The organism is Roseobacter sp. EG26 (assembly GCF_049830555.1).
Classification (GTDB): domain Bacteria; phylum Pseudomonadota; class Alphaproteobacteria; order Rhodobacterales; family Rhodobacteraceae; genus Roseobacter.
The window spans coordinates 92976-113852 of the sequence record NZ_JBNBLH010000006.1 but is presented as its reverse complement, the minus strand read 5'-3'; the positions used below and the strand labels follow the sequence as shown (position 1 = coordinate 113852).

Below are 20877 nucleotides of genomic sequence, written 5' to 3'. Positions count from 1 at the left end.
TCAATTCTTGGCAGGTAAAGCTGAGGCATGCTCAAGACACATTGCCAGCCAACGGTTCAGTGCCGCCTCATCGCAGGCCGCGTCTTGAACAGAAATGAACCCGCCCAACCGCCTCTTGCCATGGATCACCGGCTCGGCGCCGGGGATCTGCAACGCTTCCGCCTCCAGAGCCTTGCCCACCCGGAACATGAACCGCCCGATGCCATTTTTGTCACGACGCGCACCGGACAGCATGTTGCCATTGAGAAAAAAGCAATTGCCGCCCATCATCCGCATTTCCGAAATACCCACATGCGCCTTTAGGGCAAGGCGCATGCGACCGGTCAGCTCCGCATCATAAGGCATCAGAAAATGCCAAATGATTTCAAGAGGATTGCCCCTGACAGAACGACCATGGCGATCGACGTCAAAAGCGCTCCGAGGAGGCGTCCGACCCCTGTGGCCGTTCCGCGGAAAGCGGCAAAGTGCAGCACCCGCGCAGCCAGCAGGACGCTTCCGGACCCCACCAGCACCCAATGCGGCGCACCGGCGATTTCCGCCTCGGCGAGTGCCAGCAGCGCCAAAGGGACGTATTCAACGAAATTCCCATGCGCCCGGATACGTTTGAGCAGTTCCTCGTCGTCCCCATGCAAAAGCATGATCCCGGTTTTTGCGCGTCTCAAGCCAACGAAGACCGACAGTGCCAAGCTCATCAGAACGAAAACGGCGACGAACATCAGGGTGATTTGCGGTGTCTCAGGCATTTGCGTCTCTCCCGTCTAACGGCGCGTCATTGGGCCATGCTTTCATAGGTGATCAGCGCGAACTTGGCGCCATGCGGGTCCGTCAATGTCGCCATACGGCCGACACCGGGCATGTCCATGGCAGGTGCTGTTATCTTGGCCCCTTTGGCTTCTGCCTTTGCGACGCTTGCGTCCACATCGGCAACGGTGAAGTAGATCGTCCAGCTGCCCTGCTCTTCAGGCATGGGGGAAAAACCGCCAATGGCCGTGTCACCCACCGAAGCCGTGGCGTAGCTTGACCCGTCCTGCATTGGCATTTCCTGGATCGTCCAGCCCAATACGTCCTTGTAGAAGGTCTTGGCCTCACCCTGGCTCGGGCCGGAATGCCCGATCCACCCGGAATTCCCGACGGCGGTCATTTCAAGAATACTCATTTCAGTGCTCCCTTGATGGTCACCTTCTTTGTGAAGGAGATGCCCCAAGGACGCGCGCGCCAGAGCAATTCCTACAGCATCGCGATATTTTTTTTGCAGAGAGAGATTTTCTCGTTTATGGCAACGCGCTCGGGCTCGGTTGGCCCTAACGTCAACGCGATTTTCAGAGCAGTAATGGCTGCGTCGAAATCACCTGATTGTTCCAGCAGCCCGCCGCGCATGGTGTGATACCACCGATACCCGGCAAGCTCGTCTGCCAGGGGGGTCATCTGCTGCAATGCGTAGACCGGCCCACGGGTTTTGGCCATTGCCGCGATCAGGTTCAACTGCACCACCGGCGTTGGCTGCATTGCGAAGAGGGCCGCGTAATGTGCCTCGATGCTGCGCCAGCTGGTGGCATCCGCGGTTTTTGCCAGCGCGTGTTCCGCCGCGATAGCCGCCTGAATCCGGTAGGGCCCGGAATGTCCGAGCCGTTCTGATTTTTGCAGCAAGGCCAGGGCTTCGGAAATGGCGGAGGCATCCCACAGGCTCCGATCCTGATCTTCCAGTGCCACAAGTCTGCCGCTGCTGTCTTGTCGCGCATCGCGGCGCGCGTGTTGAAAAAGCAGCAGCGACAGCAGCGCCATTTGCTCGCCCATGCCGCTGAACAAATCCGCCAGCAACCGTGCCAGGCGAATAGCTTCTTCACACAAGGTCAGTTTCATTTGCGTGACACTATTGGAGGTAGACCAACCTTCGTTGAACATCAGATAGACCATCAGGGAAACTTCCGCCAAACGTTTGCTGCGCTCGTGAAGACTGGGCGTTTCAAAGGGAACCGGGTTTGTTGCAATCTTCTTTTTGGCCCGCGTCAGCCGTTGTTCCATCGCCTTCGGGCCAATCAGAAACGCCCGTGCAATCTCTGCCACGCTCAACCCGCCCACGATCCGCAGGGCCAGGGCAATCTGATCCTGTCGCGGCAAGGCCGGGTGGCAACAGATGAAAAGCAGGCGCAGGACGTCATCGCGCACTTCATCCGGGTCGGGCAGATTTTCTTGGGGCATTTCTGGCACCGCGAAATTGGTTTTCAGCAGGGTTTGCCGCCTTTGTCGTTTTCGAACCCGGTCCAGCCCTGCGTTCCGCGCAGCGGTGAGCAACCATGCCAGAGGATCCCGTGGGGCGCCCTTGTCCCTCCATTCTGTCAACGCTTTCAAACAGGCCTCGGAGAAGGCTTCTTCGGCGACATCAATGTCGCGAAAGTAGCGCGTCAATGCCGCAAGCGCGCGCGGTCTGTTGTTCGTGAATGTCGCTTCAAGCCACTCGGACATCTCATCCTTCCGTGGAGATCACGCCTCCGGCCCAGGCAATCGGGCGTATTTCCAGCCGGGCGATCGGAGAAGAGATCATCTCTGCAAAGCGGAGCGCCTCTTTCAGGTCTGCAAATTCCGCCGCGTAAAAGCCCAGAAATCCCTCTTTGGTCTCCGCGAAAGGGCCATCGACAATCAGCGGGGCCTGTCCCGTGGCTGCCGGAGGCTCCAACGTGACGGCCGTGGATGTCGGCATCAGTTTGATCGACAGGAACTCACCGCGCTCGGCCAAGGCCTCCTGCAATGCCGCGTGCCCTGCGAGCACCTCTTTCTTTTTGTCCTCGCTCAGTGTCTCAAACACCCCCGCTTCACCGTAGATTGCAATTGCATACATCATGAGATCGCCTCCCCTGTTGATTTCCAATGGTGCGAGGACGCGCGGGAAAATGCAAATCCGACAGACATCCCGCGTTTTCTAAGCTTCCAATTTTTGCAAATCCGGGAGCGCTCCTAATTTCGCACCTTGAAAGGGCGTGCCACTTGACATTGGACACGGTTCCGACGCAACTGCCTTACTGTTGGTGCTTGTCTGACAAGTGAAAAGGGAATGCGCAGTCGAAGCTTTCGGTGAAGCGCAGCCGCCCCCGCGACCGTGAACGGAAAAGATGTGCCATAAACCACTGGAGCCCGGCTCCGGGAAGGGGTGCACACCACAGGCCTTGCGCCGAAATCCGTGAGCCGGGAGACCTGCCAATGAGACGTGAAGAAACCGGACGGGGTGTTCCGGTGTCGAGATCAGACCTGAACGCTTCAGGCCCCTCTCGCCATCAGACCCGCGCGCCATGAGGAATGGAACCGAAGGTCATGAGCACGGATGCACCCGATGCGCGCACCGAACTGCTGGTCTGCATAAAATGCAGGCGCGGGCAGGACATCCCCGAGGACGACCGCCGCCCCGGGCAACGCCTCTATGACAGTCTGGCCGAGCGCGCCCTGCCCGATGGCGTGCGCCTGAGACCAGTTGAATGCCTGCAAAACTGTGATCATGGCTGCACGATTGCCCTGCGCGGCGGTCAGCGATGGACCTATATCTACGGAAATATCGACGAAGTGTCGCATCCGGACCTGCTGCTGGACGGTGCCGCACGCTACAACGCCACGCAGGATGGGTTGATCCCATGGCGCGAGCGTCCCGACCATTTCAAACGCAACTGCGTTGCCCGCGTCCCCCCACTGGAGAACGAACATGACTGATCTTGCCAAACTTCCCGTCACCGTGATCACCGGGTTTCTCGGCTCCGGCAAAACCACCCTTGTGCGTCAGTTGATGCAGAACCCCGGCGGCAAACGTCTGGCCATTGTGGTCAATGAATTCGGCGATGTGGGTGTGGATGGCGACATCCTGAAAAGCTGCGCGATCCCCGATTGTCCGGCGGAAAACATCATGGAACTGGCCAATGGCTGCATCTGTTGCACCGTGGCAGACGATTTCATTCCCACCATCGAGGCTTTGATGGCGCTCGATCCGCGCCCCGATCACATCCTGATTGAAACCTCCGGGCTGGCGCTGCCGAAACCGCTGCTCAAGGCTTTCGACTGGCCCGATATCCGCTCGAAAATCACCGTCGATGGCGTGATCGCTCTGGCCGATGCCGAGGCCGTGGCGGCAGGACGGTTTGCCCCGGATGTGGCCGCCGTGGACGCCCAGCGCGCCGCGGACGAAAGCATTGATCACGAAACGCCCCTGTCGGAGGTTTTCGAGGATCAGATTTCCTGCGCCGACATCATCCTGCTCACCAAGCCCGATCTGGCCGGACCCGACGGCGTGGCAAAGGCCAAAGCGATCATCGCCGCCGAAACCCCCCGCCCGCTGCCCGTGGTCGAAGTGGCCGAGGGCGTCGTGGACCCGCGCGTGATCCTCGGGCTGGAGGCCGCGGCAGAGGATGACATGGACGCGCGCCCCAGCCATCACGACGGGCATGACGATCACGAACATGATGATTTCGAAAGCATCGTGGTCGAGATCCCCGAACAGGCAGATCCCGCCGATCTTGTGCGCGCGGTCGAAGCGCTGGCCAATGATCACAACATCCTGCGCGTCAAGGGCTACGCGGCGGTCAGCGGCAAACCCATGCGTCTGCTGGTGCAGGCCGTGGGCGCGCGTGTGCGTCATCAATACGACCGTCCGTGGCAGCCCGGCGAGGCGCGTCAGGGCCGTCTGGTCGTGATCGCTGAACATGACGACATCAACGCCGACACGATCCGCACCGTTCTGGGCGCGCGGGCCGTCGAGGCCGCCGAGTAACCTGCCATGCACGTCGTTTTCCGCGAAAGCCACGGGTTGGAGGAGACCGAGACGCCGACGGATCTGGGCCAGAGCCCTGCCGATCTGGTGGTGTTGTCGTTCTCCGACAGTGACCTTGGCGCTTTTGCGGAAGGCTGGCGGCGCGGCGGCGGGCCGGAGGGGCGCTTGCCCAGCCTGCGGTTGGCCAATCTGGTAGCGCTCAAACATCCGCTGTCGGTCGACACCTATGTGGCGCAGACGCTGGAGGGGGCAAAGGGCATTCTGATCCGGCTCATCGGCGGCGTGCCTTACTGGTCCTACGGGTTGCAACAGGTCCGCGCGCTGGCCCAGCGCCGCGGCATCGCGCTGGCGGTTCTGCCAGCGGACGGACGCATCGATACCCGGCTGGACGCATTCGCCACCCTGCCGGTTTCCACCCTGCGCCGGTTGAGCCATCTGTGCGATACCGGCGGCATTGTCGCGGCACAGGCGGCCCTTGCACAGCTTGCACTCGCCGCAGGGCTTTATGCCGGGCCAGTCAAAGGCGCCAAGACCCTGCCATCCGTCGGCGCCTGGACACCGGCGCACGGTGTGACCTGCCCTGCCTTCGCGCAAAAACCAGATCAAAAACCGCGCATCCTTGTGACCTTCTACCGCTCCTATCTGGTGGCCGCCGATCTCGCCCCGGTCGAGGCGCTTTTCGCGGCGTTCGAAGCGCGCGGCTATGACGTGCTTGGTCTTTTTACGCCCTCGCTCAAGGCCCCGCAGGCGGCGGGCTGGCTCCGCCGTCAGGTTGCGCATCTGGCACCGGCGGCGGTTGTGAATGCCACCGCTTTCAGCGGCAAGGGCGAGGACGGGACATCGCCGCTGGACGCCGCAGACGTACCGGTGTTTCAGGTGGCGCTCGCCACATCCACGCGCAAGGCCTGGGCCGAGGCCGAACGAGGCCTGTCCCCGGCGGATCTGGCCATGCATGTGGTGCTGCCGGAAGTGGACGGGCGGATCATGGGCGGTGTCGTCTCCTTCAAGGAGCCGGGTGTGCGGGATGCCCATCTGGAATACGCGCGCTTTGCCCATGCGGCGGAAACCGAGCGGGTCGAAGCGGTTGTGGCCCGCGTGCACGGCTGGCTGGAGCTGGCGCGCAAACCCGCAGGTGAGCGACACGTCGCCCTGCTGCTTTCCACTTATCCCGGCAAGGACTGGAACATGGGTCACGCCGTCGGCCTTGATGCGCCCGCCTCCGCGCAGGCGATTTTGGCAGATCTGCACGGGCATGGATATGACATACCATCTGTGCACACATGTCATACGCAAATCATACAAGGTGTTTCCCGCTGGGGTCTGACGTCCTACCGCGCCGCACTGGCCCGCTTGCCGGAGGTTTTGCGCCGCGATCTTGAGACTGTCTGGGGCCCGCCCGAGAACGACCCGATGGTCTGCGACGGCGCGTTTGAATTCCCGGTCAGCCACGCGGGAAAGGCCCTGATCGCGCTGCAACCGGAACGCGGCTGGGCGGCCCAGCGGGTCGATGACTACCACGATCTGTCGCGCACGCCGCGCCATGGCTATGTGGCCTTTTATCTCTGGCTGCAATCACGTGTGGATGCGCTGGTTCACATCGGCGCGCATGGCACGCTGGAATGGTTGCCCGGAAAATCTGTCGCATTATCAGGAGCTTGCTGGCCAGATGTGTTGACCGGCGCGCTGCCGATTATCTATCCGTTCATCGTCAACGATCCCGGCGAGGCGGCCCAGGCCAAAAGGCGCATCGGCGCAGTCACGCTGGGCCATATCCCGCCGCCCCTGCGCCCCAGCGACACCCCTGAACGGCTGGTCCGGCTGGAGGCGCTGCTGGATGAGTTTTCCAATGCGGACGGGCTGGACCCGCGCCGCCGCGACCGGTTGCAGGACGATATCCGCACTGAGGCGCAAGCCCTTGGCGTAGAACAAGATTTAGGGCTAGAGCAGGCCAGTTGCAGCGCCGAGGCCATCACCCGCATCGACCGCTTTGTCTGCGACATCAAGGAAAGCCAGTTCGGCGAAGGTCTGCATATCTGGGGCAGGTCTCCGCCCGGTAAAACAGGCTTTGATACGCAGACATCGGCGCAGTCTGAACGTAGCGCCCTGCTGGCGGCGCTGGACGGGCGGCGGATCGCGGCCGGTCCCTCCGGCTCCCCCTATCGCGGCCGCACGGATGTGCTGCCCACGGGCCGCAACCTCTACACCACCGATCCGCGCGCCGTGCCCACGCGCGCAGCCCATGCTCAGGGCGTCCGGTTGGCGGAAGAACTGGTGCGGCGGCACTTGCAGGACGCAGGCGACTGGCCCCGGGGGCTGATTGTCGATCTTTGGGGCTCGGCCACCATGCGCACGGCTGGCGAGGATTTTGCCATGGCGCTGCACCTGCTGGGGGTGCGGCCTGTCTGGGATGCAGGATCGGAGCGCGTCTCCGGCATCGAAGTGCTGCCAATCACCGAGCTGGACCGCCCGCGCCTCGACGTAACTTTGCGTGTCTCCGGGTTGTTCCGCGATGTGTTCCCAACCCTGTCCTCACTATTTTCCCAAGCAATACGGACACTTGCGGCGCGCGATGAGGCCCCCGACTGGAACCCCTATGTGGAAGGGTCCGATCTTGCGCGCGTCTTCGGCCCAGCCCCGGGCAGCTTTGGCGTGGGCATGACGGATGCCGCCCAGACTTTCACTGAAGCAGGCCGCAAAGCTGCCGGGGAGGCCTGGCTACGCGCCAGCACCTGGGCGCTGGAGGGGGAGGACGCCCAGCGAAATGAGGCCGGAATTCGCAGGCGCGTCGCGCAGGCCGACAGTTTCGTGCACGCGCAGGATCTGCCAGAAACTGATCTGCTGCTGGCCGCGGATTATGCCGCACATGAGGCCGGGTTTGCGGCGGCTCAGGCGATCACGGGGGGCATTGCCGCCCTTTATCATCTGGACAACACGAACCCCACCCGCCCCCGTGCGCGCGCCCTGCCGGAAGAGATCGCGCGTGTGGTTCAGGCCCGCGCCGCGAACCCCGCTTGGATCGACGGCATGCGCAATCACGGCTTCCGAGGTGCCGCGGAAATTGCCGCAACGCTCGATCACATGGCCGCTTTCGCGCATCTGGCCGGGGCGGTCTCCCCGCATCTTTTTGATCTCTACCATGATGCCACGCTCGGCCATGCAGAGACGGACCAATTCCTGCAAGACGCCAACCCCGAGGCCCGCGACGCCATGGTGCAGCGGTTTGCCGAATTACATGCCGCAGGCTTGTGGCAAACGCGCCGGAATTCGATCCTTGCAAGTCTAGAGGCCGCTCAATGATCGCGCGCCCATCGGTCAAGGGCTGGTGCCCCGGCGCTTTCCGCCCCATGCAATCGGGCGATGGGTTGATCGTGCGCGTGCGCCCGTTTTTGGCGCGCCTGACCGCTGCACAAATGCTTGGGTTGTGTGATCTCGCTGAGACATATGGAAACGGATTTATTGATCTGACCAATCGCGCGAACCTGCAAATTCGCGGTGTCACGGATGGTGGTTTCGACACGGTTCTGGACGGGTTGAACGCGTTGGGGCTTTTGGATGAAACCCCGGAACTGGAAGCGCGCAGAAATATCATTGTCTCGCCCTTTTGGGAAAATGACGGCGAGACCGCCCGCGTCGCGCGCGCGCTTTTGCAGGCGCTTCCAGACCTGCCAGAGCTGCCCGCCAAATTCGGTTTTGCGGTCGATCTGGAACCGGAGCGCGTATTGCAAAACGCTTCAGCCGACATTCGGATCGAGCGATATGACCAAGGCAGTCTGGTGCGCGCTGACGGGGCGATCAAAGGATTGCCCGTGGCCAGAGGAGAGGAGATCGCAGCTGTTTTGGAACTGGGCGAGTGGTTTGCGGCTAACCGCACAGCCGAAAACCGACGCATGGCGCATATCCTGTCGCACAGGTCTTTGCCGGAAAGCTGGCAGCTTTGCGCGCCGATAGCCGCGACGCGGCAGCCGAAGCCCGGTCAGCACCCTCTTGGCACGCTGGTGGGCGCGGCTTTTGGTCAGATGCATGTCGAAACGCTGACCCGGTTGATACAGCAAAACGACGTGCAAGCCATACGTTTGACGCCTTGGCGGCTGATTCTACTGGAAGGTGCTCAGGCAAGAAACCTAGATGGTTTTGTCACCCATCCCGACGATCCCCTGTTGAAGATCGACGCCTGCCCCGGCGCACCTTTCTGTGCCAGCGCGACGGTGAAAACACGTGAACTTGCGCGCCGCCTCGCGCCCAGCATCAGCGGCAGCCTGCATATATCGGGCTGCGCCAAGGGATGTGCAAGGAAATCCGGCGCAGATATGGTTTTTGTCGGTAATGCCGGTGGATTTGATCTTGTTCGCAAGGGGCATGCGTGGGATGCCCCGGAAAAATCAGGGCTGCGGCCCGACGACATTCTGGCAGAATTGGCGAGCCATCCATGAGTTATAGCTACGAAACAGACGGGGCTGCGATCTATCAGCAGTCTTTCGCGACCATCCGGGCTGAGGCAAACCTCGCACGCTTCAGAAAGGATGAAGAACAGATTGCTGTGCGCATGATCCATGCAGCCGGTCTGGTCGGGCTGGAAGACCACATCCGTTTTTCCCCCGGTTTTGCGGATACCGCACGGGCCGCGTTGCAAGCCGGTGCGCCCGTCTTGTGTGACGCGCGTATGGTCAGCGAGGGTGTGACGCGCCCGCGCCTGCCTGCAAACAACGAAGTCATTTGCACCCTGCATGAGGACGGTGTCCGCGATCTGGCTGCGAAAATGAAAAACACCCGATCCGCCGCGGCCCTTGAGTTGTGGCGGCCCCATCTGAGCGGCGCATTGGTCGCCATCGGCAACGCGCCGACGGCCCTGTTTCACTTGCTCAACATGCTGCAGGATCCGGCCTGCCCGCGCCCTGCCGCCATCATCGGATGCCCGGTCGGCTTTGTGGGTGCGATGGAAAGCAAAGAGGCGCTTTGGGCCGATCAACCGGTGCCCTGTTGCATCGTTCAGGGACGGTTGGGCGGCAGCGCCATCACCGTGGCCGCCATCAATGCCATCGCGAGCCGCGCGGAATGAGTTCGGGGACCCTTCACGGCGTGGGTCTGGGCCCGGGCGATCCCGACCTGATGAGCGTGCGCGCGGACAGGTTGCTGCGTGACGCGCGCCACGTGGCGTTTTTTCGCAAAGCAGGCAGGTCCGGGCAAGCACGCCGTATTGTCAACGGGATGATGCGCGCTGATGTGGTTGAATTTCCGATGGAATACCCGGTCACCACGGAAATCCCGGTGACCGATCCGGGCTATAACGCCGCCTTGTCCGATTTCTATTCCGACTGCACACGGCACTTGCGCGGCTTGCTTGATGGCGGCGAGGACGTCGTGGTGCTTTGTGAAGGCGATCCGTTCTTTTTTGGCTCCTTCATGCATCTTTATACGCGGCTGAAAAACCATGTGCCGGTTCAGGTTGTGCCTGCCATCACCGGCATGTCAGCGGCCTGGACAGCCACCGGGCAACCGGTCACCTGGGGTGACGACATCCTGACCGTTCTGATGGGCACCCTGCCCGGCGACATTCTGGCCGAACGCATGGCGCAAAGTGACGCGGTCGTGGTGATGAAAATAGGCAGGCACTTTGACAAGGTGAAATCGGCGCTGAAGCAGGCCGGAAAATTCGACGACGCCTGGCTCGTTGAATATGCCAGCATGCCCAATCAATCCGTGCAGAAGCTGGCAGAGGCCGGTGACAGGATCACGCCTTACTTCTCCATCATCGTGGTGCACGGTCAGGGACGCCGACCATGAGCGGCTGGCTGGTCATCGCAGGGCTAGGGCCGGGCCGTGACGATCTGATCACGCCCGAGGTCAGCAAAGCGCTGGCTGAGGCCACGGATATTGTCGGCTATATTCCTTATGTGGCTCGCGTGAAACAGCGTGCTGGTCTGGAGCTTCATGCAAGCGATAACCGGGTCGAGATAGACCGGTCGCGCCATGCGTTGGAAATGGCGGCGGCGGGACGGCGCGTGGTTGTGGTCTCTTCGGGCGACCCGGGCGTTTTCGCCATGGCTGCCGCTGTTTTTGAAGCGGTTGAGGCAGGCCCGGCCCTCTGGCGGGATCTGGAGATCACCGTGGCACCGGGCATCACCGCCATGCTGGCTGCGGCGGCACAGGCAGGCGCGCCGCTGGGGCATGATTTCTGTGCCATCAACCTCAGCGACAATCTGAAACCCTGGGCCGTGATCGAAAAGCGTTTGCGGCTGGCTGTTGAAGCTGACTTCGCCATGGCCTTTTACAATCCACGTTCGAAATCGCGCCCCGAAGGCTTTGCGAAAACGCTGGACATTCTGAAGGCCACCTGTGGCGATGCCCGCCCGGTGATCTTTGCGCGCGCCGTCACAACGCCCGAGGAAGAGATCCGCGTTGTTCCGCTGGCGGAGGCACAACCGGACATGGCCGATATGCGCACGATGGTGATAGTAGGATCCTCATCCACACGGATCATTGAACGAGAGAGGGCGCCCATTGTCTATACGCCCAGATCGGTGACCCCGTGATGCAGCCAGTGCAAAACCGCCTCCGGGCTATGTACCTCCAGACGTCGCGGAACCGGCGGTCGGTCGATCATGATGACCGGCACAGCCAACCTGCGCGCTGCAGCGATTTTGGCGTAAGCGCCTGTGCCACCGGAATTTTTGGACACAACCCACGAAATTCGATGCTCCTGCATCAGCGCGAGATCACTGTCACTATCGAACGGTCCGCGATCCACAAGAACATGGTGGTCCGGGAAGGGCGGCGGCTCCTGCGGTGGATCAACAAGCCGCAGAAGGTAGAAATGCTGCGGGTTCGGCGCGAAATCGGCCAGATGCATGCGCCCGATGGCCAGCATCACCCGTTCCGGCGGTCCGTCAAGGGCGGCAACCGCACATGCGATATCGCGCACATGGGTCCACGTATCTCCCACCACGCTGCACCAGGGTGCGCGGGTCAAAGCCACAAGCGGAATGCCGGTGCGCGCACAGGCGTCAACCGCATTGAAACTCATCTGTGCCGCGAAAGGATGGGTTGCATCGACCACATGGGTTATCTTTTCGGACCGCAGAAAGGCCACAAGACCGTCCACCCCGCCAAACCCGCCCACCCGCTGGGGCAGCGGTTGACGGACGGGTCGCGCAACGCGCCCGGCAAAGGAAACGGTGCCGCGAACGCCCTGTGCCGCCAGCACGCAACACAGCGCGGTGGCTTCGGTTGTGCCGCCGAGAACAAGCAGGTTTGGTGCCATGTCTGAGGCTCCTTGGGTGACCATAATCGGTTTGGGCGAAGATGGCCTCAATGGCCTGCCGCCTGCAAGCAAATCCGCCCTGAACGCCGCAGAAATCGTGATGGGTCCGCCCCGCCATCTTGCGCTGCTGGGCAGCTTGCCGTGCCAAACCATTGAATGGCCCGTCCCCTTTGCCGATGGCATTGATACGTTGCTGGGGCTGCGTGGTCGGCAGGTCGTGGTTCTGGCCTCCGGCGATCCGTTCTGGTTCGGTGCTGGCGCAACGCTTGCCCGGCATCTGGCAGACGGTGAATGGACCAGCCTGCCCGCGCCGTCGACTTTTTCTCAAGTAGCGAACCGCATGGGATGGTCGCTTGAAAAGACACCCTGCTTTGGCCTGCATACAGCACCTTTAACACGTTTGCGCCCGACACTGGCGCAAGGCGCAAAAATGATCGTGCTGCTGCGTGACGGGTCCGCCGTTGAAGAATTATGTTCATATTTGACGCACGAGACCTTTGGTGCGGCCACACTGACCGTTTTCGAAGCACTGGGCGGTCCGAGGGAATGCGTGACCACCTTCAAAGCCAATGCGGTGGTGCCGAAACCCTTCACCCACCCGGTATGCGTCGCTGTTGACATCGCAGGCGAGGGTCAGGCGATGCCTCTGGCCAGCGGCCGTGCGGATGAGTGGTTTGAAAGTGATGGTCAGATGACCAAACGCCCGGTGCGCGCCATGACTCTGTCCGCGCTGGCCCCGCGCCCGTTTGAGCATCTTTGGGACATTGGCGGCGGGTCCGGTTCGATTGCGATTGAATGGCTGCTGAGCCACATATCGCTTCGGGCAACCTGCGTTGAACCACGCGCGGACCGCGCAGCGCGCATCAAAAGCAACGCGGAACGATTGGGTGTGGACCGGTTGGAAACCATCACGGGACACGCGCCCGAGGCCCTCAAAAACCTGCAAGACCCGCAGGCAGTTTTTATTGGCGGCGGGTTGAGCCACGAACTGCTAGACTGGCTGCAATCAAACCTGTCATCCGGCACGCGTCTCGTGGCAAATGCCGTGACGCTGGAAAGCGAAGCTTTGGTGCTGGGCGCGCAGGCTTGGCTGGGGGGTGAACTGCTCCGGCTGGATTTGTCCCGGTCCGAAGCCTTGGGTCCGCGACGCGGCTGGAAAGCCAGCTACCCCATCGTACAATGGAGCGTGACCCTATGATTGTTGCCGGATTTGGATTTCGCAAAGACGCTTCCGTTGGCAGTCTGACCGATGCATTTGAACGCGCCTGCGTGGATGTGATGCCCGAATGTATCGCCGCACCCGATGACAAAGCCATAACGGAAGTGTTTCGCCTCTTTTCCGAGGAGATCGGCGTGCCTGTCAGGAGCATCCCCGCGGATGTTCTGGAACAACAATCCACCGTGACCCAATCGCTGAAATCCATCGTGGAACGCAACATCGGATCCGTGGCCGAAGCCGCCGCTCTGGCCGCTGCCGGACCTGGGGCGCAATTGATGACCGCAAGACATATCTCCGCAGATAAACTGGCGACCTGTGCGCTCGCCGTGAAAGAGAAAACATGACCGTTCATTTCATTGGCGCCGGACCCGGCGCGCCGGACCTGCTGACCCTTCGGGGGCGAGATATCATTGCCGCCTGCCCTGTGTGTCTTTACGCCGGGTCCCTTGTGCCCGAAGCGATCCTGCAACATTGCCCGGACGGCGCGGAGGTTGTGAATACCGCCGCGATGAGCCTTGATGACATCATCGAAGCGATGCGCGCAGCCCACGCCGACGGCAAGGATGTGGCACGTCTGCATTCGGGCGATCTCTCGGTCTGGTCAGCCATGGGCGAACAAATGCGCAGGCTGCGCGACGCAGGCATCCCGGTTTCCGTAACCCCCGGTGTGCCTTCCTTTGCGGCGGCGGCGGCAGCACTTGGGTCCGAACTCACATTGCCGGGTCTGGCGCAATCGGTGGTTCTGACCCGCACCCCGGGGCGTGCGTCGTCGATGCCTGCCGGGGAGACGCTCACAAATTTCGCCGCAACCGGGGCAACGCTGGCGATCCACCTGTCGGCGCAGAACCTTTCCCAGGTGATTGCTGACCTGTCGCCCGCCTATGGTCCTGAGTGTCCCGTTGCCGTGGTCTACCGGGCAAGCTGGCCCGATGAACAGATCATCAGGGGCACGCTCTCGGATATCGTGGACAAGATGGATGACGGCATCTCCCGTACCGCACTGATCCTCGTGGGTCCGGCGTTGAGGGGTGAAGGCTTTGACGAAAGCTGCCTTTATGCCGCCGATTATGACCGGCGATACCGGCCCCAATCGGCGCAAAGTCCCTGGGCAAGCTGGAGCCACGGCGATGACTGATATGCCCGGCATCATGATTTCCGCGCCGTCTTCAGGTACGGGCAAAACAACCGTCATGCTGGGCCTGCTACGGGCCTTGGCCAATGACGGATTGCACGTGCAGCCTTTCAAATCGGGGCCGGACTACATTGATCCGGCCTTTCATCACGCGGCCAGCGGGCGCGCGTCCTTCAACCTCGACACCTGGGCCATGGGCGAGGACCTGCTTGGTGCGATCTGCGATCAGGCAAAAGGGGCCGAGATTTGTGTCGCCGAAGGGTCAATGGGGCTCTATGACGGTGTCGCCACGCGCGGGCAAAGCGGATTTGGCAGTAGTGCAGAGACCGCGCAGCGTTTGGGGTGGCCCGTCGTGCTGATCGTGGACGTCAGCGGGCAGGCGCAATCGGCTGCTGCGACGGCGCTCGGGTTTCAGGCCTATAACCCGGATGTTCCCTTTGCCGGTGTGATCCTGAACCGTTGTGCCTCGCCGCGTCATGAACGGCTGGCGCGTCGTGGGATGGAACAGGCGGACATCACCGTTCTGGGCGTTCTGCCCCGGCGCGGCGATCTGACCTTGCCGGAACGCCACCTCGGTCTGATACAGGCGGTCGAGCATCCCGATCTTGACGCGGCCATTGCCGGTTACGCGGATTTTCTGAGAGAGCATGTGGATATTGCCGCAATCCGGGCTGCCGCCAGAGGGCAGATACCCGTCCACGCGCGCACACAGCTCCCGAAGCCACCGGCACAGCGGATTGCGCTGGCTCGGGACGCTGCCTTTTCCTTCACCTATCCGCATTTGCTCGAAGGTTGGCGCGCCCATGGCGCTGAAATCCTGCCGTTTTCGCCGCTTTCCGATGAAGCTCCCGACGCAGAGGCGGATCTTGTCTGGTTGCCGGGTGGATACCCGGAACTGCATGGTGGCACCCTGGCTGCGGCGGAAACCTTCAAATCCGGCCTTGCGAAACACGCTAAAACCCGACCCGTTCACGGCGAGTGCGGCGGCTATATGGCTCTGGGCGAAGCGCTGATCGACAAGGCGGGCACGCGCCACCAAATGGCCGGATTGCTGGGTCTGGTCACCAGCTACGAAAAACGTAAATTCCACCTTGGATACCGGCGCGCGGTTCTCGAAGCACCCTTGCCCGGCCACGCGCCGAGTGCGGCCCTGCGCGGTCATGAATTCCACTATTCCACCATCCTCCAACAACCTGATGCGCCCCTCGCGCGTGTGGCCGATGCGGATGGTAATGCCGTTCCCGAAACGGGCTCGCATCGCGGCCATGTCACGGGCACGTTTTTCCACCTGATCACGGCTGAGGAAGCCCAATGACCGGTTTTGTGAGTTTCGTCGGCTCCGGCCCCGGGGATCCGGAGTTGCTGACCCTCAAGGCCGTAGACCGGTTGAAACGCGCGGATGCGGTGCTTTTTGATGATCTGTCCTCCGGTCCGATCCTCAGCCACGCCCGCTCCGGCGCTGATCTGGTCGGGGTCGGCAAACGCGCGGGCAGACCCTCACCAAAACAGCATCACGTCAGCCGTCTGCTGGTGGAATATGCGCAGATGGATCAACGGGTTGTGCGCCTGAAATCCGGCGACAGCGGTCTATTTGGCCGTCTCGAAGAAGAGCTGATCGCGCTGCGCGATGCAGGTATTCCTTACGAGATCATCCCCGGTATCCCGTCTGCCTGCGCCGCTGCGGCCGCCGCGGGCATACCGCTGACGCGTCGTCTGACCGCGCGCCGTGTGCAATTTGTGACCGGCCACGATGTGAGCGGGCAACTCCCCCCCGATCTTGATCTGCACGCGCTGGCGGACCCTTCTGCCTCCACGGTGGTTTTCATGGGCCAGCGCACTTTTCCCAAATTGCTCGAAGCGCTCACCGAAAAGGGACTGCCCGCCGATACACCCGCGATTCTTGCCGAGAGCGTCAGCGGACCCGATCAGACGATCATACGCACCACAGTTTCCGAATTGGCCCAAAATCTGGCGCAGGAAATCAGCGATAAACCCGCCCTGATCCTCTATGGGCCGTTTGCCGAGAGTTGAAAGTCGTTTTTTTGCTTGTTCGAGCGCGAGCATCGGGGATAGGACTAAAGGACGGTGCTACATTCTGTGGCTGAAAAGGGAATTGGGTGAAAGGCCCGGACTGCCCCCGCAACTGTAAGCGGCAAGCGCAACGGATGACCCACTGGCCAAAGGCTGGGAAGGACCCGCGCGCAGTGACCCGCAAGTCAGGAGACCTGCCGTTCCGAAAGATAATCCCCCCGTGTTCGCACGGACCAAGCGCTGCCGGAGGGGCAGCAGAGAAAGGACGCAAACATGCATATCGAACCGGGTGTCGTAGACGGGGCCAAAATGGCTTTTGCCTATGCAACAGCAGCGGGTGCCGCCGGATATACGGCCAAACTGGCGCTGAGTGATCTTGCCAAGAGCAACATCGGCTCGTTCGCGGCGCGCACCGCCATGGCCACCATCGGCACATTTATCTTCTTTGAAGTTCTGCCGCATTTCCCGGTTGGCGTCTCCGAAGTGCACTTCATCCTGGGAACAACGCTCTTTTTGCTGATGGGTGCCGCGCCTGCCGCCCTGGGCCTTGCCTTGGGCCTGTTGATCCAGGGCACGTTCTTCGCGCCCAGCGATATGCCAATGTTCTTCGTCAATGTGACCACCCTGCTTGTCCCGCTCTTTGCCATGCACGCAGTGGCCAGCCGGTTCATCCCCGAAGACAAAGCCTATGTCGATCTGGCCTATTCGGACGTTCTGAAGCTGTCCGGCCTTTATCAGGGTGGCGTTGTGGCATGGGTCGCCTTCTGGGCGTTCTACGGTCAGGGCATCGGTGCCGAAACATTCCAGTCCGTGTTGACCTTCGGTCTCGCTTACATGCTTGTCGTGCTGATTGAACCCATCGCTGACCTGGCGGTTCTGGCAGGCGCAAAAACCCTGCGTTTCAAATCCATATCCGGTCTGTTCACGCAGCGCCTCTACACCGCAGCCTGATCGTCACGCAAATCACGGTCCCGGATCCCCAGGCGGGGTCCGGGATTTTCTTTGGGAAATTCAGAGTGATCGACACCCTTTGGCTCATCGGTATTGGCACTGGTTCCCCGGCCCACGTCACCGGGGAAGGCATGGCCGCTATTCGCGATGCGTCGGTCATCCTGATGCCGCACAAGGGACAAGGGAAAGACGATCTGGCCGAGTTGCGTCACCGGATTATCAAAGCCAGTGGCTCAGAGGCCGAGATTGTGCCGTTTGACTATCCGCTTCGGGATGAAAACCTGCCTTATCTGGAACGGGTTGAAAGTTGGCATGATGAAATTGCGAAGAGATGGCACGCAGCCTCAGACAAAAACACACCACCGGGGCCCGTCGCATTGCTGGTCTGGGGCGATCCGTCGCTCTATGACAGCACGTTACGCATCGCCCAGAGACTAGTCCCGAAACCAGAAATCCGCGTTTTCCCCGGCGTTACATCTATTCAGGCCCTCACCGCAGCGCATGCGATACCCCTGAATGATATCAATGGACCCATCCACATCACAACGGGCAGGCGCCTGCGCGACGAAGGCTGGCCCGAAGGTGTCGAGCGGGTCGTTGTCATGCTGGATGGTGAAGCAGGATTCCAGCAGTTCCAATCAGAAGACATGATGATCTGGTGGGGCGCTTATCTAGGCATGCAAGAACAAATTCTGGATCGCGGGCATATTTCTGAAGCCGCCGAAAGGATTGTCGCCACCCGCAAGGAAGCGCGCGCACGGCACGGCTGGATTATGGATACCTATTTGCTAAGCCGAAATGCCTGATAGAGGCTCTCCTGGCGCCCTCTGACAGGGATGCTTCGGTGATCACGCCTCTGCACATCTTTTGACAGGCGCATCCGCAAAGAACTTCTGATTGACAGCCAGAATTGGCGCAAAAGAACAAAACAGTTAGACTTTTAAGTGATAACTGGACCTTAAATCCCACGCCTTATGACCTCATGCAGGTCCGTGAAAAGGGGCGTGATGCATCATAGATCGAACATCAGTCCGGGTTTGGCCATAAGCCCGCTTGTCGATGCGTTGACCGTCCCGGCGTTTTATGTTGGGGCGGATTTCCATGTTGTTTGCACAAATCATCTGTTCCGATCTCTTTTTGCAGGCAATGCGCCAGCACCCCTTCAGGGGGCAGATGCGCGCAGCCTACTGACAGCATCGTCACCTGACGAGGTCTCGGAAATAGTGGCTCAGATGCAGGCCTGCGACGGGCTGCCGATCCACACTTGTATCAATGCTGGCGACACATCGCATCACTTTTCAATAACCCCCTTGCAAGACGGTCATGACAACCTGACCGGTTTTCTATTTCAGCAGGCACATACGCCGTCAAACATGCAGCGACCCGATGCCCTGGACGCAGAGGAAGCGCCGTGGAAATTCGCTTTGGCCTGCGCAAACCAAGGTGTCTGGGACCATGATTTCGAGCGTGGACGGCATCGCTTGTCCCCGGAATGGCGCGCGCTCCGCGGCCTTGAAGTGGATGAAGCCGCTCCCGAGACAACCGAAGATTGGCTAAAGACCATTCACCCACAGGACCTGGACCACATCAAAGAAGAGCTGCAACGTCTGGAGTCCGGGGAAACCGATATCATCAACTACAAATTTCGGCAGCGCCATGCTGAAGGGCATTGGATTTGCATCCTGAGCTGTGGCCGCGTGGTGCGCCGCGATGCGCAGGGGCAGCCTGCACGAATTGTCGGCACTGATACAGACATCACCGATATCAAGACGGTGCAGATGGAATGGCTCAGGATGGCCGAGCGTCTGGATGTTGCAATGGAAGCGGCCGAGATGGGACGTTGGGAGTTTCACGTGAACACCAACGAAGCTTTCTGGGACGACAGGTTGCTTAAGATGTTCAGTATCAAGGACGGCAAAAACAGGCGTGATGGCGACGATTGGGCCAATTTCATCCATCCGGATGATCGCGAAGCTACCCTTGCATATGCTGAAGAGTGTCTTGAGCGGCAGGTAGACGTTGCTTATGACTACCGGCATTTAGCGCCCGACGGATCAATTCGCTACATCCGCAGTCGTGGTAAATATGTGGACGATGTGCAGACCGGCCCGCGTTACTATGGGGTGAATTTTGACGTCACAAACGACCATGAGCGAGCCCAGGAGCTGGAGCAGGCACGGCTGAGGCTTGAGCATGAGAGCAGGCATGATGCCTTGACCGGTCTGGCAAATCGCCGACACCTTGATCAGATTTATACTGAACACAGCAAAAAAGCTCACAAACATCCATCGAAAATGGCTGTGCTACACTTCGATATCGATCACTTTAAGCAGATCAATGATACGTTGGGACATGATGCGGGCGACGCCACGTTGAAGCATGCCGCCGATATACTGCAACGCAATACGCCGGATTCCGCTCTTGTATCCCGCGTGGGCGGCGACGAATTCGTCGCATTCTTCATTGATGCACCCCCTAAGGATATCCTGACGGATATTGCAGAAAAGATCATCGCCGATATGTCAGCGCCTTATTATTACGGCGTACAGCAATGCAACATTGGCACAAGCATTGGCATTGCAGTCTCACCCGTACATCAGGACGCAAACAGCAATCTGTTCATTGACGCAGATCTTGCCTTGTATGAAGCCAAGAAAGCCGGGCGGGGTCGTTACCGGTTCTACAACAGCAAGATGAAGGAAGAGGCGCGTCGGCGCAAAAACTCTTTCGACGCCCTGCTGGCCGGGTTCGATCAGGGTGAAATCACCTGCCATTACCAGCCCCAATTCGATGCAAAAACACTTGAGCTCACGGGTATGGAAGCGCTGGTCAGGTGGGAAAGCGCCGATTTTGGTTTGATAATGCCAAATGAGTTCCTCCAGACGGCGGAAGATATGGGGCTGCTTGCACAATTTGATGAACTCGTCTTGCACCAAGCGCTGCGGGACATGGAAAGCTGGGAAGCGCGTGGTTTGGACATTCCCAAGGTTTCGGTGAACGTGTCTTCACACCGGCTGAATGATCCAGGACTTGCCGACAGGCTTGGGAAACTGGATTTACCAACGGGACGGCTCTCGTTCGAGTTGCTGGAATCTGCCTTCCTGGACGCCCAAAATGATGTGATAGACCGAAATCTCTCTCTGATAGGCGAGCTTGGCATCGAGGTCGAAATCGATGATTTTGGGAGCGGTCACGCTTCAATTGCAAGCCTGCTTCAAATCGCGCCAAAAAGATTGAAGGTCGACCGCACGCTGGTGCAGCCAATCGTCGGCTCCAAGCGTCAGCAAAAACTTGTGCGAACCATTATCGACATAGGCAAAATGCTGAACATTGATGTCATCGCCGAGGGTGTCGAGACCACCGCCCACGTCGCCATACTGCAGAAACTCGGTTGTTGCTATCTGCAAGGCTATGGACTGGCACATCCGATGAGTGCGGATGCGGTTATCGATTTCGTGACGAATCTGCGCAGTAACAATGGTCGCATGATGATCGGATAGGCAAACGCGAAGCTGAAATTGTTCGCGGCCTGAGAGCCA

Annotated in this window: 21 protein-coding genes and 2 riboswitches; of the genes, 15 read left to right on the top strand and 6 right to left on the bottom strand. The window is 60.4% G+C overall.

The features are described from left to right. From ACOTTU_RS14765 to ACOTTU_RS14745, 5 genes are all read right to left on the bottom strand, one after another. Nucleotides 1–345: a TfoX/Sxy family protein gene (locus tag ACOTTU_RS14765; RefSeq protein ID WP_425659123.1), complete on the bottom strand. Its 345-nt coding sequence runs from the start codon at nucleotides 343–345 to the stop codon at nucleotides 1–3. Continuing rightward, a complete protein-coding gene (locus tag ACOTTU_RS14760) occupies nucleotides 345–743 on the bottom strand; it encodes an MAPEG family protein (RefSeq protein ID WP_425659121.1) in 399 nt (132 codons plus the stop codon). Before ACOTTU_RS14760 ends, ACOTTU_RS14765 begins: the two co-directional genes overlap by 1 nt. 26 nt (nucleotides 744–769) lie before the next feature. Further along, a complete protein-coding gene (locus tag ACOTTU_RS14755; RefSeq protein ID WP_425659119.1) occupies nucleotides 770–1156 on the bottom strand; it encodes a VOC family protein in 387 nt (128 codons plus the stop codon). A 71-nt stretch (nucleotides 1157–1227) separates the two neighbouring features. Continuing rightward, entirely contained in the window at nucleotides 1228–2463 is a 1236-nt protein-coding gene (locus tag ACOTTU_RS14750; RefSeq protein ID WP_425659118.1) for an RNA polymerase sigma factor, read from the bottom strand. Nucleotide 2464: 1 nt separating this feature from the next. Continuing rightward, nucleotides 2465–2839 (bottom strand): YciI family protein, encoded by a 375-nt coding sequence (locus ACOTTU_RS14745; RefSeq protein ID WP_425659116.1) that lies wholly within the window; start codon nucleotides 2837–2839, stop codon nucleotides 2465–2467. Between the two features lie 165 nt (nucleotides 2840–3004). Further along, nucleotides 3005–3211: riboswitch (cobalamin riboswitch) on the top strand. A gap of 95 nt (nucleotides 3212–3306) precedes the next feature. Between ACOTTU_RS14745 and ACOTTU_RS14740 the strand changes: the two genes are divergently transcribed. The 7 genes from ACOTTU_RS14740 to cobJ are packed head-to-tail and all read left to right on the top strand — an operon-like array spanning nucleotide 3307 to nucleotide 11277. Beyond that, nucleotides 3307–3696, top strand: coding sequence for a DUF1636 domain-containing protein (locus ACOTTU_RS14740; RefSeq protein ID WP_298914350.1), 390 nt, complete (start codon nucleotides 3307–3309; stop codon nucleotides 3694–3696). Next, nucleotides 3689–4747 (top strand): cobalamin biosynthesis protein CobW, encoded by a 1059-nt coding sequence (gene cobW, locus ACOTTU_RS14735; protein ID WP_425659114.1) that lies wholly within the window; start codon nucleotides 3689–3691, stop codon nucleotides 4745–4747. Before ACOTTU_RS14740 ends, cobW begins: the two co-directional genes overlap by 8 nt. 6 nt (nucleotides 4748–4753) lie before the next feature. Beyond that, complete coding sequence (gene cobN / locus ACOTTU_RS14730) at nucleotides 4754–8044, top strand: cobaltochelatase subunit CobN (RefSeq protein ID WP_425659112.1); 3291 nt, start codon at nucleotides 4754–4756, stop codon at nucleotides 8042–8044. After that, a complete protein-coding gene (gene cobG, locus ACOTTU_RS14725) occupies nucleotides 8041–9177 on the top strand; it encodes a precorrin-3B synthase (RefSeq protein WP_425659110.1) in 1137 nt (378 codons plus the stop codon). Before cobN ends, cobG begins: the two co-directional genes overlap by 4 nt. Then, nucleotides 9174–9803, top strand: a complete 630-nt coding sequence (locus ACOTTU_RS14720) for a precorrin-8X methylmutase (RefSeq protein WP_425659109.1) — start codon at nucleotides 9174–9176, stop codon at nucleotides 9801–9803. The genes cobG and ACOTTU_RS14720 overlap by 4 nt, the downstream gene beginning before the upstream one ends. Beyond that, nucleotides 9800–10528 carry a precorrin-2 C(20)-methyltransferase gene (locus tag ACOTTU_RS14715; RefSeq protein WP_425659107.1) on the top strand — a complete coding sequence of 243 codons (729 nt, stop codon included), beginning with the start codon at nucleotides 9800–9802 and terminating at the stop codon, nucleotides 10526–10528. The genes ACOTTU_RS14720 and ACOTTU_RS14715 overlap by 4 nt, the downstream gene beginning before the upstream one ends. After that, nucleotides 10525–11277 carry a precorrin-3B C(17)-methyltransferase gene (cobJ, locus tag ACOTTU_RS14710; protein ID WP_425659105.1) on the top strand — a complete coding sequence of 251 codons (753 nt, stop codon included), beginning with the start codon at nucleotides 10525–10527 and terminating at the stop codon, nucleotides 11275–11277. Before ACOTTU_RS14715 ends, cobJ begins: the two co-directional genes overlap by 4 nt. Here the strand turns inward: cobJ and ACOTTU_RS14705 are convergent. Then, entirely contained in the window at nucleotides 11250–12005 is a 756-nt protein-coding gene (locus tag ACOTTU_RS14705) for a cobalt-precorrin-6A reductase (protein ID WP_425659103.1), read from the bottom strand. The genes cobJ and ACOTTU_RS14705 overlap by 28 nt on opposite strands. Here ACOTTU_RS14705 and cbiE point away from each other — a divergent pair. From cbiE to ACOTTU_RS14665, 8 genes are all read left to right on the top strand, one after another. Next, on the top strand, nucleotides 12004–13203 hold the full coding sequence (gene cbiE, locus ACOTTU_RS14700; RefSeq protein WP_425659101.1) for a precorrin-6y C5,15-methyltransferase (decarboxylating) subunit CbiE: 1200 nt from the start codon (nucleotides 12004–12006) through the stop codon (nucleotides 13201–13203). The two genes, ACOTTU_RS14705 and cbiE, sit on opposite strands and share 2 nt — an antisense overlap. Continuing rightward, nucleotides 13185–13568, top strand: coding sequence for a cobalamin biosynthesis protein (locus tag ACOTTU_RS14695; protein WP_425659099.1), 384 nt, complete (start codon nucleotides 13185–13187; stop codon nucleotides 13566–13568). The genes cbiE and ACOTTU_RS14695 overlap by 19 nt, the downstream gene beginning before the upstream one ends. Further along, a complete protein-coding gene (gene cobM, locus ACOTTU_RS14690; protein WP_425659097.1) occupies nucleotides 13565–14359 on the top strand; it encodes a precorrin-4 C(11)-methyltransferase in 795 nt (264 codons plus the stop codon). The genes ACOTTU_RS14695 and cobM overlap by 4 nt, the downstream gene beginning before the upstream one ends. Continuing rightward, a complete protein-coding gene (locus tag ACOTTU_RS14685; RefSeq protein ID WP_425659095.1) occupies nucleotides 14352–15671 on the top strand; it encodes a cobyrinate a,c-diamide synthase in 1320 nt (439 codons plus the stop codon). Before cobM ends, ACOTTU_RS14685 begins: the two co-directional genes overlap by 8 nt. After that, nucleotides 15668–16387 carry a uroporphyrinogen-III C-methyltransferase gene (gene cobA, locus ACOTTU_RS14680; protein ID WP_425659093.1) on the top strand — a complete coding sequence of 240 codons (720 nt, stop codon included), beginning with the start codon at nucleotides 15668–15670 and terminating at the stop codon, nucleotides 16385–16387. The genes ACOTTU_RS14685 and cobA overlap by 4 nt, the downstream gene beginning before the upstream one ends. A gap of 35 nt (nucleotides 16388–16422) precedes the next feature. Beyond that, nucleotides 16423–16603: riboswitch (cobalamin riboswitch) on the top strand. A 57-nt stretch (nucleotides 16604–16660) separates the two neighbouring features. Further along, a complete protein-coding gene (locus ACOTTU_RS14675) occupies nucleotides 16661–17338 on the top strand; it encodes an energy-coupling factor ABC transporter permease (RefSeq protein ID WP_425659091.1) in 678 nt (225 codons plus the stop codon). A 65-nt stretch (nucleotides 17339–17403) separates the two neighbouring features. Next, nucleotides 17404–18144 (top strand): precorrin-6A synthase (deacetylating), encoded by a 741-nt coding sequence (gene cobF, locus ACOTTU_RS14670; RefSeq protein WP_425659089.1) that lies wholly within the window; start codon nucleotides 17404–17406, stop codon nucleotides 18142–18144. Nucleotides 18145–18312: 168 nt separating this feature from the next. Next, nucleotides 18313–20838, top strand: a complete 2526-nt coding sequence (locus tag ACOTTU_RS14665) for an EAL domain-containing protein (protein WP_425659087.1) — start codon at nucleotides 18313–18315, stop codon at nucleotides 20836–20838. Nucleotides 20839–20877: the final 39 nt, after the last annotated feature.

What these genes read in the sequence shown, in the direction of transcription:
- ACOTTU_RS14765 (WP_425659123.1), bottom strand. Translation starts at nt 345, where the DNA reads ATGCCTTATGATGCGGAGCTGACCGGTCGCATGCGCCTTGCCCTAAAG.
- ACOTTU_RS14760 (WP_425659121.1), bottom strand. Translation starts at nt 743, where the DNA reads ATGCCTGAGACACCGCAAATCACCCTGATGTTCGTCGCCGTTTTCGTT.
- ACOTTU_RS14755 (WP_425659119.1), bottom strand. Translation starts at nt 1,156, where the DNA reads ATGAGTATTCTTGAAATGACCGCCGTCGGGAATTCCGGGTGGATCGGG.
- ACOTTU_RS14750 (WP_425659118.1), bottom strand. Translation starts at nt 2,463, where the DNA reads ATGTCCGAGTGGCTTGAAGCGACATTCACGAACAACAGACCGCGCGCG.
- ACOTTU_RS14745 (WP_425659116.1), bottom strand. Translation starts at nt 2,839, where the DNA reads ATGATGTATGCAATTGCAATCTACGGTGAAGCGGGGGTGTTTGAGACA.
- ACOTTU_RS14740 (WP_298914350.1), top strand. Translation starts at nt 3,307, where the DNA reads ATGAGCACGGATGCACCCGATGCGCGCACCGAACTGCTGGTCTGCATA.
- cobW (WP_425659114.1), top strand. Translation starts at nt 3,689, where the DNA reads ATGACTGATCTTGCCAAACTTCCCGTCACCGTGATCACCGGGTTTCTC.
- cobN (WP_425659112.1), top strand. Translation starts at nt 4,754, where the DNA reads ATGCACGTCGTTTTCCGCGAAAGCCACGGGTTGGAGGAGACCGAGACG.
- cobG (WP_425659110.1), top strand. Translation starts at nt 8,041, where the DNA reads ATGATCGCGCGCCCATCGGTCAAGGGCTGGTGCCCCGGCGCTTTCCGC.
- ACOTTU_RS14720 (WP_425659109.1), top strand. Translation starts at nt 9,174, where the DNA reads ATGAGTTATAGCTACGAAACAGACGGGGCTGCGATCTATCAGCAGTCT.
- ACOTTU_RS14715 (WP_425659107.1), top strand. Translation starts at nt 9,800, where the DNA reads ATGAGTTCGGGGACCCTTCACGGCGTGGGTCTGGGCCCGGGCGATCCC.
- cobJ (WP_425659105.1), top strand. Translation starts at nt 10,525, where the DNA reads ATGAGCGGCTGGCTGGTCATCGCAGGGCTAGGGCCGGGCCGTGACGAT.
- cbiE (WP_425659101.1), top strand. Translation starts at nt 12,004, where the DNA reads ATGTCTGAGGCTCCTTGGGTGACCATAATCGGTTTGGGCGAAGATGGC.
- ACOTTU_RS14705 (WP_425659103.1), bottom strand. Translation starts at nt 12,005, where the DNA reads ATGGCACCAAACCTGCTTGTTCTCGGCGGCACAACCGAAGCCACCGCG.
- ACOTTU_RS14695 (WP_425659099.1), top strand. Translation starts at nt 13,185, where the DNA reads ATGGAGCGTGACCCTATGATTGTTGCCGGATTTGGATTTCGCAAAGAC.
- cobM (WP_425659097.1), top strand. Translation starts at nt 13,565, where the DNA reads ATGACCGTTCATTTCATTGGCGCCGGACCCGGCGCGCCGGACCTGCTG.
- ACOTTU_RS14685 (WP_425659095.1), top strand. Translation starts at nt 14,352, where the DNA reads ATGACTGATATGCCCGGCATCATGATTTCCGCGCCGTCTTCAGGTACG.
- cobA (WP_425659093.1), top strand. Translation starts at nt 15,668, where the DNA reads ATGACCGGTTTTGTGAGTTTCGTCGGCTCCGGCCCCGGGGATCCGGAG.
- ACOTTU_RS14675 (WP_425659091.1), top strand. Translation starts at nt 16,661, where the DNA reads ATGCATATCGAACCGGGTGTCGTAGACGGGGCCAAAATGGCTTTTGCC.
- ACOTTU_RS14665 (WP_425659087.1), top strand. Translation starts at nt 18,313, where the DNA reads ATGACCTCATGCAGGTCCGTGAAAAGGGGCGTGATGCATCATAGATCG.